Source organism: Rhizobium sp. SU303 (assembly GCF_021052345.1).
Lineage (GTDB): Bacteria > Pseudomonadota > Alphaproteobacteria > Rhizobiales > Rhizobiaceae > Rhizobium > Rhizobium laguerreae.
Genome location: NZ_CP088095.1, coordinates 2,533,689 through 2,547,548, shown reverse-complemented (window position 1 = coordinate 2,547,548; position 13,860 = coordinate 2,533,689). Strand labels below are relative to the sequence as shown.

Here is a 13,860-nt window from a genome sequence, read left to right as displayed (position 1 = left end):
ACCGACCACCTACCTACCACTCTCCGGCCAAGTCGGCTGGCTTACGCTCTGCAGCAGTTCCGGTTCGACGCCGTCGATGCGGGCGATGACGGCTTTGGCCATTTCGCGGCCGGCGTGGCGGACGTCCTCCTGGGCGGTGATGATCTCGGGGCGGATCCAGTTCAGGATCGGTACTGATTGTTTGGAGACCATGTCGAGATCGCGGCCGAGCGCCTTGCCGGCGGCTTCGATGCCGGCATTGACGGCGATTGCAGCACTGCCGGCTGAACAGACGATGCCGTCAGGTGCGTTGGCCGAGCGCATCATCACCTCGACGACGTCGCGGATGTCGGCGAGCGGGGCGTCGGTGTTGATGCGCAGCGGCACTTCCTCGGCGCCGTAATCATGCAGGCCGGTCTGGAAGCCGATGCGGATATGGGCGTAGTAAGTGAGCTTGCTCGGCGGCTGCAGCAGGGCGATGCGGCGCCGGCCGCGCTTGACGAGCTTTTCCACCGCCTTATGGGCGAAGGCCTCGTTGTCGAAATCGTGGAAGGGATGCGTGAGACCCGCATCGGTGCGCCCATGCGTGGCAAAGGGCATGCCGCGCTCGCTCAGCAGCCTTACGCGCGGATCGTCTGGCTCGATGCGTGAGATGATGACGCCGTCGGCCGAGCCGGTATCAAGGATATAGCGCACCGGCAGCATCGGGTCCTTGCTGTGCGAATGCGGCGTGATGACAATATGATAGGGCGTGCCGGATAGCACCTCGGAGATGCCGAAGACCATCTGGCTCGAGAAGCCCATGATCTCCTCGTCGATGCTGAGGACGAGGGCGATGACGTTGGTCTTGCCGGTACGGAGGCGCACACCCGCCCTGTTCGGCTGGTAGCCGAGCTGGCGGGCGACCATGCGCACGCGCTCCTTGGTTTCGGCCCCGATATCCGGCGCATCCTTCAGCGCGCGCGACACCGTCGTCACGCCAAGGCCCGTCATGAAGGCGATCGTCTTCAAAGTCGGGCGCTCGCGCGCTGCCGGCGTTGATGCCGCGTTCCCGAAATTTCCCTTGTTTTCCATCCCTTTAGGCCGTCCTGCGCGAATTGGTGTCGCTTATAGAGGCTTTTTCCAGCGTCGTAAGCCCGCCGCATGCCAAAATCGCACCTCCCTGAAGAATGCAATCTGTAACGATACAGTAGAAATGTCGAGTGCTTTTTGTTGTGTGCATTGCAACATTGTACGTCCAGGTTGAATCGGCAATCCGTGCTCTGTTTTATTGCGATTGCGAAGAGACTGAATTGGAAGGCTAAGTTCCTTGTGTAAAATTATTACGCAAATTCAAATTGATAAAGTGGAAACGCATGTGCGAGAACACCCGGCGTGGTATCGTTTCAAGGGGATGCAGTGCTCCTGATGTAAACAGGCAGAAGTAGCAATTCCGGTTATCACGGAAAAATTTGCCTGCGGGCAGTTGCGTGAGGAAATCGATTGATCTAAGTTTTTCCGGCAACGTTTCAGTGAGGGAGGAAAACTCATGAAAATCCGTCTAATGGCAGCCCTGCTTGCCACTTCGGTCGCGCTTCCGCTAGGAGCCGCCAATGCCACCGATCTTGAAGTCACCCACTGGTGGACGTCTGGCGGCGAAGCTGCAGCGGTCGCCGAGCTGGCCAAGTCATTCGACGCCACCGGCAACCACTGGGTCGACGGCGCGATCGCCGGCTCCGGCGGCACTGCTCGCCCGATCATGATCAGCCGCATCACCGGCGGCGACCCGATGGGCGCGACCCAGTTCAACCATGGGCGTCAGGCCGAGGAACTTGTCCAAGCCGGCCTGATGCGCGATCTGACCGACGTAGCGACCGCCGAGAAGTGGAAGGACATCATTCGTCCGTCGAGCCTGCTCGATTCTTGCACCATCGACGGCAAGATCTACTGCGCTCCCGTCAACATCCACTCCTGGCAGTGGTTGTGGCTTTCGAACGCCGCCTTCAAGAAGGCCGGCGTCGAAGTTCCGAAGAACTGGGACGAGTTCGTCGCTGCGGCTCCGGCTCTCGAAAAGGCCGGCATCATTCCGCTCGCCGTCGGTGGTCAGCCGTGGCAGGCAACAGGCGCCTTCGACGTGCTGATGGTTGCGGTTGCCGGCAAGGATACCTTCAACAAGGTCTTCAAGGACAAGGATGCGGAAGTTGCAGCCGGTCCTGAAATCGCCAAGGTGTTCAAGGCCGCCGACGATGCTCGGCGTATGGCCAAAGGCAGCAACGTCCAGGATTGGAACCAGGCCACCAACCTTGTCATCACGGGCAAGGCCGGCGGCCAGATCATGGGCGACTGGGCGCAGGGCGAATTCGCGCTGGCCGGTCAGAAGGCCGGCACCGACTATACCTGCCTGCCGGGCCTCGGCGTGAACGAGATCATCTCGACGGGTGGCGACGCCTTCTACTTCCCGCTGCTGAAGGACGAAGAAAAGTCCAAGGCGCAGGCGGTGCTCGCCAAGACCCTGCTCGATCCCAAGACCCAGGTTGCCTTCAACCTGAAGAAGGGTTCGCTGCCGGTTCGCGGTGACGTCGATCTCGCTGCCGCCAACGATTGCATGAAGAAGGGTCTCGAAATCCTTCAGAAGGGCAACGTGATCCAAGGTACCGACCAGCTGCTTTCGGCCGACAGCCAGAAGCAGAAGGAAGACCTTTTCTCCGAATTCTTCGCCAATCCGTCGATGACGCCGGAAGACGCTCAGAAGCGTTTCGCCGGGATCATCGCTTCTGCTGACTGATCAGCAGACTTGCTGCCTTGCGGGTCCGGCTCCCATGGGGGCCGGATCGGTCCGGACGGCCAGTGATCGTCCGGCGGGTGGCGGCGTCTCTCCGGTATCTTCAACAGGTTCGGAGATGGGGACGACAGACGGCGCCTTGCCGTTTTGTTACTGTCGCAGTTGCGATTGAGGAGAAGTGTTTATGACGGGTCAAGCGCGAGCAGGCCGGCCAAACAAGTTACTGCGCAATCTGAATGCCAAGATTGCGTCCATTCCGATGATCCTGACAGCGCTGGTGATCTTTGTCGGCGGCACGTTCTGGACGATCTTTTATTCTTTCACCAATTCCAAACTGCTTCCGCGGTTGAGCTTTGTTGGATTCGATCAGTACCAGCGCCTATGGGCGGCACCCCGCTGGGTGACGGCGATCGAGAATCTGGCCGTCTACGGCATCCTCTCGCTGATCTTCAGCCTGGTCATCGGTTTCATGCTCGCCGCGCTGATGGACCAAAAAATCCGCTTCGAAAACACCTTCCGCACCATCTTTCTCTATCCCTTCGCGCTGTCCTTCATCGTGACGGGCCTCGTCTGGCAATGGGTTCTGAACCCCGATTTCGGCATTCAGGCGGTGGTGCGCTCTATCGGGTGGACGAGCTTCACCTTCAATCCGCTTTATACGCCTGAAATCGTCATCTACGGCATTCTGATCGCGGCGCTGTGGCAGGGAACGGGTCTCGTCATGTGCCTGATGCTTGCCGGCCTGCGTGGGATCGACGAGGACATCTGGAAAGCGGCGCGCGTGGACGGCATTCCGATGTGGAGGACCTATCTCTTCATCGTGATCCCGATGATGCGGCCGGTCTTTATCACCACGATCGTGATCATCGCCTCCGGCATCGTCAAGGTTTACGATCTTGTGGTCGCCCAGACATCAGGCGGACCGGGCATTTCCTCTGAAGTGCCGGCGAAATATGTCTACGACTACATGTTCCAGGCGCAGAACCTGGGGCAGGGCTTTGCTGCCTCGACCATGATGCTCGTCACAGTCGCGATCATCATCGTTCCGTGGGCCTATCTGGAATTCGGCGGAGGGCGCAAGCGTGGCTAATATAGAAGCTCTCAACACCGTTGCTGCCGGCATCGACGCCGTTGCGCCGAAGCTTGGCGACGGCCCCAGCGGCCCGAAACCACGCCCGGCGCTGTCGGCGCGCAACATCATGCTCTACGGCACACTGATCGTCGCAGCGCTTTACTATCTGCTGCCGCTCTATGTGATGGTCGTGACTTCGCTGAAGGGCATGCCGGAAATTCGTCTCGGCAACATCTTCTCGCCGCCGGTAGAGATCACTTTCGAGCCTTGGGTGAAGGCCTGGGCGCAGGCCTGCACCGGCCTGAACTGTGATGGTCTGTCGCGTGGGTTCTGGAACTCGGTGCGCATCACAGTGCCGTCGGTGATCATCTCGATCGCAATCGCCTCGGTGAACGGCTATGCGCTGGCCAACTGGCGCTTCAGGGGATCCGAGCTTTTCTTCTCGATCCTCATCATCGGGGCATTCATTCCCTATCAGGTGATGATCTATCCGATCGTCATTATCCTGCGCGAAATCGGCATTTACGGCACGCTGACCGGCCTCGTCATCGTCCATTCGATCTTCGGCATGCCGATCCTGACGCTGCTCTTCCGCAACTATTTCGTGTCGCTGCCGGAGGAGCTGTTCAAGGCGGCGCGTGTCGACGGGGCGGGCTTCTGGCAGATCTTCCTGCGGATCATGCTGCCGATGTCGCTGCCGATCTTCGTCGTCGCGATGATCCTGCAGGTGACCGGCATCTGGAACGACTTCCTGTTCGGTGTGGTTTTCACCCGGCCGGATACCTATCCGATGACCGTGCAGCTCAACAACATCGTCAATTCCGTCCAGGGCGTGAAGGAATACAACGTCAACATGGCGGCAACGATCCTCACCGGTCTGGTGCCGCTCATCGTCTACTTCGTGTCGGGACGGCTTTTCGTCCGCGGCATCGCCGCCGGCGCAGTGAAGGGTTGATCTCATGAATATGAATGCAAGCGTCTCCATCAAGGATCTGTCCCTGAACTTCGGCTCGGTCAGCGTGCTGAAGGATCTCAATCTCGACATTAACGACGGCGAATTCCTGGTTCTGCTCGGCTCGTCCGGCTGCGGCAAGTCGACCTTGCTGAATTGCATCGCCGGCCTGCTCGACGCCTCGGAAGGGCAGATCTTCATCAAGGGCAAGAACGTTACCTGGGAAGAGCCGAAGGACCGTGGCATCGGAATGGTGTTCCAATCCTATGCGCTCTATCCGCAGATGACCGTCGAGAAGAACCTGTCCTTCGGTCTTCGCGTCGCCAAGGTGCCGCAGGCAGAGATCGACAAGCGGGTGGCGCGCGCCTCCGAAATCCTGCAGATTCAGCCGCTCCTGAAGCGCAAGCCGGCCGAGCTTTCCGGCGGTCAGCGCCAGCGCGTGGCGATCGGCCGGGCATTGGTGCGCGATGTCGACGTCTTCCTGTTCGATGAGCCGCTGTCCAACCTCGACGCCAAGCTGCGCTCGGAACTTCGCGTCGAGATCAAGCGCCTGCACCAGTCGCTGAAGAACACGATGATCTACGTCACCCACGACCAGATCGAGGCGCTGACGCTTGCCGACCGCATCGCCATCATGAAGAGCGGCATCATTCAGCAGCTCGACGATCCGACGACGATCTACAACCGGCCGCGCAATCTGTTCGTTGCCGGCTTCATCGGCTCGCCGTCGATGAATTTCCTGCACGGCGAGCTGGTCAAATCAGGAGACGGCATTGCCTTTTCGGCCAACGGCGTCATTTTCTCGCTCGCTGCCTACGACGCTAGCGAGACGCTGCAGCCCGGCCGCAAGGTGGTGCTCGGCGTTCGTCCAGAACACATCAAGGTCAACGAGAATACCGGCGGCGAAGAACATGATGCCACCGTCGATATCGAGGAGCCGATGGGCGCGGACAATCTGCTGTGGCTGAAACATGCCGGTCACACGATGTCGGTACGAGTCAACGGCGCGCGCCGCTTCAACGTCGGAGCCAAGGTGAAGCTCAGCTTCGACATGTCTGTCGCCTCGGTCTTCGATGCCGAAACGGAGGACAGGATTTGATTGGCCGTCGGGTTCGCTACCGTGTTTTGGCGGCTGCTTGCAAGGCCACTGCTTGGGAAGCCGATTGATGCTCCCTCTGCCCTCATTCCTGTGCTTGTCACAGGAATCCAGGCACGGCGCGTCTGCGCCGTGAATGACTCTTCTCCAGGCAGGGAGTCTGCCGCGCCCAGGGACCTGGGCGCACTGGATTCCTGTGACAAGCACAGGAATGAGGGAGGAGAGGTGAGTGCCTCTCATGAGACAGGGCGGAGGACTTAACGCCCTCAGGAACGACAACTACCGGACGACGACCATGCGCCGTCTCTTTCAAAAACGTAAATCGGAAACGATATCGTGACGCATCGATCAACTACTCCCAACATCGACCTTTCCGGTTCGTGGCAGCTCGCCTCTGTCGACGGCGAGATCCGCACCGCGATCATGCTGCCGGGCGACGTGCACACGGCGCTTCACCGGGCAGGACTGATCCCCGATCCCTATTTCGGCCGCAATGAGGAGAAGGTGCAGTGGGTGGCCGAGCGCGAATGGGCGGTCGAGCGCAGCTTCACGCTTCAGGAGGTCGAGGGCGACTGGTATCTCGATATCGATTATCTCGACACGGTTGCCAGCGTCCACGTCAACGGCTTTCTGGCGCTCGAAGCCGACAACAGCTTCCGCCGCTACCGGCCCGATGTCTCCAGCATGCTGAAATCAGGCGATAACAGCATCCGCATCGTCTTTGCCTCGAACATCGCTGTCGGCGCTGCGCGACAGAAGCAGCAGCCCTTTTACATCCCCTACAGCACGGGCAACTCGCCGATCCCCGACGGCAACATGCTGCGCAAGCCGCAATGCCATTTCGGCTGGGACTGGAACATTGCCATTGCGCCGCTCGGCCTCTACGGGACGATCGCGCTGAAGAAGCTCGAAACCGCGCGTATCGAACATGTGGTCACCCGCCAGACCCACAATAACGACGGCTCGGTGGACCTCAAAGTGACGGCGACGCTGTTTTCCAAGGGACCAGACATTGCCCAGGTCTATTTCGACCTCGACGGCGAGCGCGTGCGCCTGGATGTCGGCGTCAATGGCGAGACGCATGTCAACCACCTGTTCCATATCGACAATCCGCGCCTCTGGTGGCCCTCCGGCAGTGGCGAGCAGGCGCTCTACAGGCTTTCCGTCGAATTGCCGACTGATGAGGTGACCAAGCAGATCGGTCTTCGCACCATCGAGCTGATCACCACGCCGGATGCATCAGGCAGTCGCTTCGCCTTCAAGGTCAATGGCCGCGAGATCTTCTGCCGCGGCGCCAACTGGATCCCGGCCGACGCGCTGTTTTCGCTGTCTTCGCCCGAGAAGACAGAAGACCTGCTGCAATCGGCCAAAGCCGCCAATATGAACATGATCCGCGTCTGGGGCGGTGGCTTCTACGAGCAGGATCATTTCTATGATCTCTGCGACCGACTGGGCCTCATGGTCTGGCAGGACTTCATGTTCGCCTGCAACCTCTACCCCTCGACCGAGGACTTCCTCGACAATGTAACGATCGAGGTCGATTACCAGGTGCGCCGGCTCTCCTCGCATCCCTCGATCGTGCTCTGGTGCGGCGACAACGAACTGGTCGGGGCGCTCACCTGGTTCGAGGAATCGCGGAAGGACCGCGACCGCTATCTCGTCTCCTATGATCGCCTCAACCGCACGATCGAGCAGGCGGTGAAGAAGGCGCTGCCCGGCGCGCTCTGGTGGCCGTCGAGCCCGGCGTCCGGTTATCTCGATTTCGGCGATGCCTGGCATGCGGATGGATCCGGCGACATGCATTACTGGTCGGTCTGGCACGAGAACAAGTCGTTCGACAATTACCGCTCGGTGCGTCCACGCTTCTGCTCTGAATTCGGCTTCCAGTCCTATACGTCGCTGCCTGTGATCAAGACCTATGCCGAGGCGAAGGACATGAACGTCGCTTCCCCGGTCATGGAGCTGCACCAGAAGAATGCCGGCGGCAACGAGCGCATCGCCGGCACGATGTTCCGTTATTTCCGCTTCCCCAAGGATTTTCCGAACTTCGTCTATCTCTCCCAGATCCAGCAGGGGTTGGCGATCAAGACGGCGGTGGAATACTGGCGGTCGCTCAAACCCCATTGCATGGGCACGATCTACTGGCAGCTCAACGACACCTGGCCGGTCGCCTCCTGGTCGAGCCTCGACTATGGCGGCCGCTGGAAGGCGATGCACTATCTCGTCAAGCGCTTCTTCCAGCCGGTCGCGGTCGCTGCCATTCCTTCCGACGACGGAAAGACGATCCGCTTCTCGCTGGTCAACGACACGCTTGCCGATGTCAGCGTCGACCTTTCGATCTCGCTGCTGACGACGCAGGGCGAGCGCCGGCACCTGAGAGACGTACAGGCCATATGTTCGCCGGATGCGGCCGTCACTGCCACGAGCATCGACGTTTCCGATATTCCCGAGGGAACCTTGCTTGCCTGGCGTTTTACCGCGTCGAACGGCACGGGCGGCGAGGGGCATCATGTCAACGGTACCTACAAGGCGCTGGAGCTGGAGCCCGCGGGGCTGACAGTCACCCACGAATATGTCGAGGAGAATGGTTCCGTCGACATCAACGTCACCGCTAGGGGACTTGCGCTTTTCGTGATGATCGAAACCGAGACCGACGGCAAATATTCCGACAACGCCTTCGATCTTGCGGCCGGCGAGAGCCGCCGCATCACCTTTACCCCGGCACGGCCGCTTGATCGTGGCGCGCTTCCGGAGTTCCGGTTCTACGACCTGTATTCCTGCCAGTCGGCGGATTGATCTTGCAAGAATGGGCACGAGGCCCAAGGAGAACATGATGACGAAACTCAGCTACCAGCTCTACAGTGCCCGCAACTTCCAGCCTTATTCGGCGATCTTCGAAAAGCTCGGCAAATCAGGCTATGCCGAGGTCGAAGGCTTCGGCGGCATCTATGCCGATCTCGACGATGCCGGGCTGAAGAGCCTTCGCGCTGAGCTCGACAAGAATGGCCTGGTCATGGCGAGCGGCCATTTCAGCCCCGATTTCCTGGAGAAGGAGGTCGAGAAGTCTCTGAACATTGCCAAGATCCTCGGCATGGATTCGATCTATGCGCCGCATCTCGCCGCCGAGGAACGCCCGTCCGACGCTGCCGGCTGGGCCGCCTTCGGAAAGCGCCTGCAGGAGATCAGCAAGCCCTACAAGGCTGCCGGCTACGAATTCGGCTGGCACAATCATGATTTCGAATTCTTCAAGCTGCAGGACGGCTCGCGGCCGATCGAGCACATCTTCGAAGGCGCGCCCGACATTTCCTGGGAAGCCGATATCGCCTGGGTGATCCGCGGCGGCGCCGATCCCTTCGCCTGGATCGAGAAGCTCGGACCGCGGATCACCGCCGTGCATGTCAAGGACATCGCACCGGCCGGCGAGGCGACGGATGAGAGCGGCTGGGCCGATGTCGGCCACGGCAAGGTCGAGTGGGCCAGGCTGATGACGGCGCTGCGCGCCACCAAGGCCAAGCACTACGTCGTCGAACACGATAACCCGAATGACATCGACCGCAATATCAGCCGCTCGATCGCATCCTTCCAGACCTACTGAGGCTTCATCATGACCAGGGAACTTGGCGTCGGCATCATCGGATGCGGCAACATCTCCACCACCTACTTCTCACTGGCACCGCTCTTCAAGGGGCTTAAGGTGCTGGCTTGCGCCGATATCAACGCTCAGGCGGCCGAGGCGCGCGCCAAGGAATATGGCGTCAAAGCGCAGACGATCGATGAGCTTCTCGTCAATGACGAGATCGACGTCGTCGTCAACCTGACGATCCCGGATGCGCATTTCCGGGTATCGAAGGCGATCCTCGAGGCTGGAAAACACGTCTATTCGGAAAAGCCGCTGGTGCTTTCGCTCGAAGAGGGCGAGGAGCTTCGCCGCATCGCCAAGGAAAAGAACCTTGCCGTCGGTTGCGCGCCCGACACTTTCCTCGGCGGCGCCCATCAGCTCGCCCGCAAGTTCATCGACGACGGCGGCATCGGCCGAGTGACCTCGGGCGCCTGCTACGTGATGAGCCCCGGCATGGAGATGTGGCATCCCAACCCGGATTTCTTCTTCCTGCCGGGCGGCGGCCCGATCCTCGATCTCGGCCCTTATTACATCGCCAACCTGATCAACCTGATCGGCCCGGTCAAACGTGTCGGCGGCATGACCTCAATGGCGTCGCCGACCCGCACCATCACCAGCCAGCCGCGTAACGGCGAGATCATCCCGGTCAAAACGCCAACGACGATCCAGGCGCTGCTCGAATTCGTCAACGGCGCCACGGTGACGCTGACGGCGAGTTGGGACGTCTGGTCGCATCGCCACGCCAACATGGAGCTCTACGGCACCGACGGCTCGCTCTACGTGCCGGATCCGAACTTCTTCGGCGGCACCGTTGAGGCAAGCGGCCGCGACAAGGACATCAAGCCGCTCGATGCCTGGGAGCATCCATTCGGCAAGATCAACCAGGAAAGCCCGAACGGGTCGCGCGCCAACTACCGCACCGCCGGCCTTGCCGACATGGCGATGTCGCTGATCGAGGGACGCGACGCGCGCTGCTCGCTCGACCGCACGCTGCACGGCGTCGACGTCATGACCTCGATCCTGAAATCGGGCGAAGAGGGTCGTTTCATCGACCTGACCACGACCTGCACGCAACCGGCCGCGCTTGGCATCGAAGAGGCGCAGGCGCTGTTGAAGTAGGCCCGCGAAACCTTATTGTCGGCGCGGGCGATGAGCCCTTGCCTTTTTGCTTCGATCGTTTGTTACGCGCAATTCCCAGGGAAAATGCTGCACGCTTTTCGCGGAATTGCTTTTAAGGATTGGGATCATGAGCTGGCAACCGGCCGCAGACCGCTATTCGAAAATGAAATATAACCGCACGGGCCGTTCCGGCCTGAAGCTGCCGGCCGTCTCCCTCGGCCTTTGGCACAATTTCGGCGGCGACACGCCGCATGACCGCAAAATCGATATGTGCCGCACGGCCTTCGACCTCGGCATCACCCATTTCGACCTCGCCAACAATTACGGTCCGCCTCCCGGCAGCGCCGAGACCGCCTTCGGCGAAATCATGCGCAGCGAATTCGTGGGGCTTCGCGACGAGCTGATCATCTCCTCCAAGGCCGGCTACGACATGTGGCCCGGCCCTTACGGCGAATGGGGCAGCCGCAAGTATCTGATCGCCTCCTGCGACCAGAGCCTGAAGCGCATGGGCCTCGACTATGTCGACATCTTCTATTCACACCGTTTCGACCCGGAAACACCGCTGGAAGAGACCTGCGGCGCGCTCGACCATATCGTCCGTTCCGGCCGGGCGCTCTATGTCGGCATTTCCTCCTATAATTCGCAGCGCTCGCGCGAAGCAGCCGCGATCCTCAAGCAGCTCGGTACGCCGTGCCTGATCCACCAGCCGAGCTATTCGATGCTCAACCGCTGGGTCGAGGACGACAGACTGCTCGATACGCTGGATGAGGTCGGCATGGGCTCGATCGTCTTCTCGCCGCTCGCCCAGGGCATGCTGACGACGAAATATCTCGGTGGCATTCCCGAAGACAGCCGCGCGGCGCAGAACCATTTCCTGAAGCGCGACTACATCCGCCCCTCGATCATCGACAATATCCGCAAGCTCAACGAGATCGCCGAAAGGCGCGGCCAGACGCTGGCGCAGCTGGCGATCGCCTGGGTACTGCGCGGCGGCCGTGTGACATCGGCGCTGATCGGCGCCAGCCGCTCGTCGCAGATCGTCGATTGCGTCAAGGCGCTCGACAATCTCGATTTCAGCGTCGAGGAACTCGCCGAGATCGACGTCTATGCCCGCGAGGCCGACATCAACCTCTGGGCCAAGTCCGCCCAACGCGAATAGTCACGTCAGGCCTGGAGGCAAGTCTTCCGGGCCTTTTTCTGCTATAATCTGATGTACGTACAGCAAAGCACCGCCGGTCGGAGGAGACCCTGTCATGATCCGCAATCCCATCCTGCCCGGGTTCAATCCCGATCCGTCGATCTGCCGCGTTGGCGCTGATTATTACATTGCCACCTCGACATTCGAATGGTTTCCCGGCGTGCAGATCCACCATTCGCGTGACCTGGTGAACTGGACGCTCGTGCGCCGGCCGCTGGAGCGGAGATCACAGCTCGACATGCGCGGCAATCCCGATAGCTGCGGTATCTGGGCGCCGTGCCTGTCCTATGCCGACGGGCAGTTCTGGCTCGTCTATACCGACGTCAAGCGCTACGACGGCAATTTCAAGGATGCGCCGAACTATATCGTCACGGCACCCACGATCGAGGCCGAATGGTCCGAGCCGGTCTATGTCAATTCCTCCGGCTTCGATCCCTCGCTCTTCCACGACGATGACGGCCGTAAGTGGTTCGTCAACATGCAGTGGAACCACCGCACCGAAAGTTATGGCGGCTCGCCGAAATCGCCGGCCTTCGACGGCATCCTGCTGCAGGAATGGGATCCGGCGATAAAGGCGCTGAAGGGGCCGATTAAGAACATCTTCGCCGGCAGCCCGCTCGGCCTCGTCGAAGGTCCGCATCTCTTCAAACGCAATGGCTGGTATTATCTGACAACCGCCGAGGGCGGCACCGGCTACGACCATGCCGTCACCATGGCGCGGTCGCGAAAGATCGACGGACCCTATGAGATGCATCCGAACATGCATCTCATCACCTCCAAGGATCATCCGGGCGCGGTACTGCAGCGGGCAGGGCATGGCCAATATGTCGAAACACCCGAGGGCGAGGCCTATCACACCCACCTTTGCGGCCGGCCGCTGCCGCCAAAGCGGCGCTGCACGCTGGGCCGCGAGACCGCCATGCAAAAGTGCGTCTGGCGCGACGACGACTGGCTCTATCTCGAAAACGGCACCACCGTGCCCGATGTCGATGTGCCCGGCCTCTTTGGCGCGGTGCCGGTGGAAAAGCCGATGCGCAGCGAATACAGCTTCGATGGCGGCACGCTGCCCGCCGATTTCCAATGGCTGCGCACGCCAGAGCCCGCGCGCATCTTCAACCTGACGGATCGTCCCGGCCATCTGCGCCTGATTGCGCGCGAAAGCATCGGCTCCTGGTTCGAACAGTCGCTGGTCGCCCGCCGCCAGGAACATCACAGTTTCCGCGCCGAAACCGTGATCGACTTCTCGCCCGATACCTATCAGCAGGTGGCGGGGCTGACGCATTACTACAACCGCCACAAGTTCCACGCCGTCGCCCTGACACTACACGAGACACTCGGCCGCTGCGTGACGATCCTCTCCTGCAACGGCGACTACCCGAACGGACGGCTGAGTTTTCCCGTCGACAGCGGCGTGGCGATTGCCGCCGAGGGCCGTGTCCAGCTCGCCATGGAAATCCGCGAGAACGACCTGCAATTCTTCTGGCAGACCGAAGGCAAGGGCGCCTGGCAGCCGATTGGCCCGGTCCTCGACGCCGGTGTGATCTCAGACGAGGGCGGACGCGGCGAACACGGCTCTTTCACCGGCGCTTTCGCCGGCGTGTTTGCCTTCGATACGTCAGGCCGGGCGAAGGCCGCGGATTTCGACTGGTTCAATTACGACGAGCTGTGAGGTGCACCCCTGGTAGCTATCATCTGCGGTGGACCACGGAAAGAATGAGGTGCGAAACGAAAAAAGAAAGCCGGCGCAGGGCCGGCTAAGACGAACGCGGCTGAACAGGGATACTGGCCGGTTCCAAGCACTTCGTGACTGAACAATAACTTTCACTACATGCCGAGGCAGCAAAAATGGGGCGCAACGAGAACACCCGGAGACGGCTCCGCGAAGGGGTGGGCGGCGGGGCGGATGCCGGTGCTGACCTCGGCTCTCTTATCGGGCACGAAGATCACCGGATGATGACATCTGAAGCCGGTCGTTGCCTTTCTTTCGCCGGCCAACCGCTTGCGGGCCAACTGTGTTAGCAGCACGCGAATGCAGTGTTCATACGCTTAAGGATGTTAAAGCGT

Annotated in this window: 10 protein-coding genes; 9 read left to right on the top strand and 1 reads right to left on the bottom strand. The window is 60.7% G+C overall.

Annotated features, from left to right (window positions below; all coding sequences use genetic code 11):
- Positions 1 to 9 precede the first annotated feature (9 nt).
- Positions 10 to 1,053: a LacI family transcriptional regulator gene (locus RlegSU303_RS12725; RefSeq protein WP_011652324.1), complete on the bottom strand. Its 1,044-nt coding sequence runs from the start codon at positions 1,051 to 1,053 to the stop codon at positions 10 to 12.
- Between the two features lie 454 nt (positions 1,054 to 1,507).
- Here RlegSU303_RS12725 and RlegSU303_RS12720 point away from each other — a divergent pair, with 454 nt between their 5' ends.
- The 9 genes from RlegSU303_RS12720 to RlegSU303_RS12680 all read left to right on the top strand — a co-directional run bounded on the left by RlegSU303_RS12720 (position 1,508) and on the right by RlegSU303_RS12680 (position 13,465).
- The gene (locus tag RlegSU303_RS12720; protein WP_131628989.1) at positions 1,508 to 2,743 is read left to right on the top strand and encodes an ABC transporter substrate-binding protein; all 1,236 of its coding nucleotides are present in this window, start codon (positions 1,508 to 1,510) and stop codon (positions 2,741 to 2,743) included.
- Positions 2,744 to 2,924: 181 nt separating this feature from the next.
- Entirely contained in the window at positions 2,925 to 3,830 is a 906-nt protein-coding gene (locus RlegSU303_RS12715) for a carbohydrate ABC transporter permease (protein WP_012757807.1), read from the top strand.
- Positions 3,823 to 4,767 (top strand): carbohydrate ABC transporter permease, encoded by a 945-nt coding sequence (locus tag RlegSU303_RS12710; protein ID WP_017960808.1) that lies wholly within the window; start codon positions 3,823 to 3,825, stop codon positions 4,765 to 4,767. The genes RlegSU303_RS12715 and RlegSU303_RS12710 overlap by 8 nt, the downstream gene beginning before the upstream one ends.
- A 4-nt stretch (positions 4,768 to 4,771) precedes the next feature.
- Positions 4,772 to 5,863: an ABC transporter ATP-binding protein gene (locus RlegSU303_RS12705; RefSeq protein ID WP_017960807.1), complete on the top strand. Its 1,092-nt coding sequence runs from the start codon at positions 4,772 to 4,774 to the stop codon at positions 5,861 to 5,863.
- Between the two features lie 333 nt (positions 5,864 to 6,196).
- Positions 6,197 to 8,656, top strand: coding sequence for a beta-mannosidase (locus RlegSU303_RS12700; RefSeq protein WP_017960806.1), 2,460 nt, complete (start codon positions 6,197 to 6,199; stop codon positions 8,654 to 8,656).
- Positions 8,657 to 8,693: 37 nt separating this feature from the next.
- Positions 8,694 to 9,455, top strand: coding sequence for a sugar phosphate isomerase/epimerase family protein (locus tag RlegSU303_RS12695; protein WP_018242361.1), 762 nt, complete (start codon positions 8,694 to 8,696; stop codon positions 9,453 to 9,455).
- A 9-nt stretch (positions 9,456 to 9,464) separates the two neighbouring features.
- Positions 9,465 to 10,598, top strand: coding sequence for a Gfo/Idh/MocA family protein (locus tag RlegSU303_RS12690; RefSeq protein ID WP_017988583.1), 1,134 nt, complete (start codon positions 9,465 to 9,467; stop codon positions 10,596 to 10,598).
- Positions 10,599 to 10,725: 127 nt separating this feature from the next.
- Entirely contained in the window at positions 10,726 to 11,757 is a 1,032-nt protein-coding gene (gene mgrA, locus RlegSU303_RS12685; RefSeq protein ID WP_131718606.1) for an L-glyceraldehyde 3-phosphate reductase, read from the top strand.
- A gap of 94 nt (positions 11,758 to 11,851) precedes the next feature.
- Positions 11,852 to 13,465: a glycoside hydrolase family 43 protein gene (locus RlegSU303_RS12680; protein ID WP_131718605.1), complete on the top strand. Its 1,614-nt coding sequence runs from the start codon at positions 11,852 to 11,854 to the stop codon at positions 13,463 to 13,465.
- Positions 13,466 to 13,860: the final 395 nt, after the last annotated feature.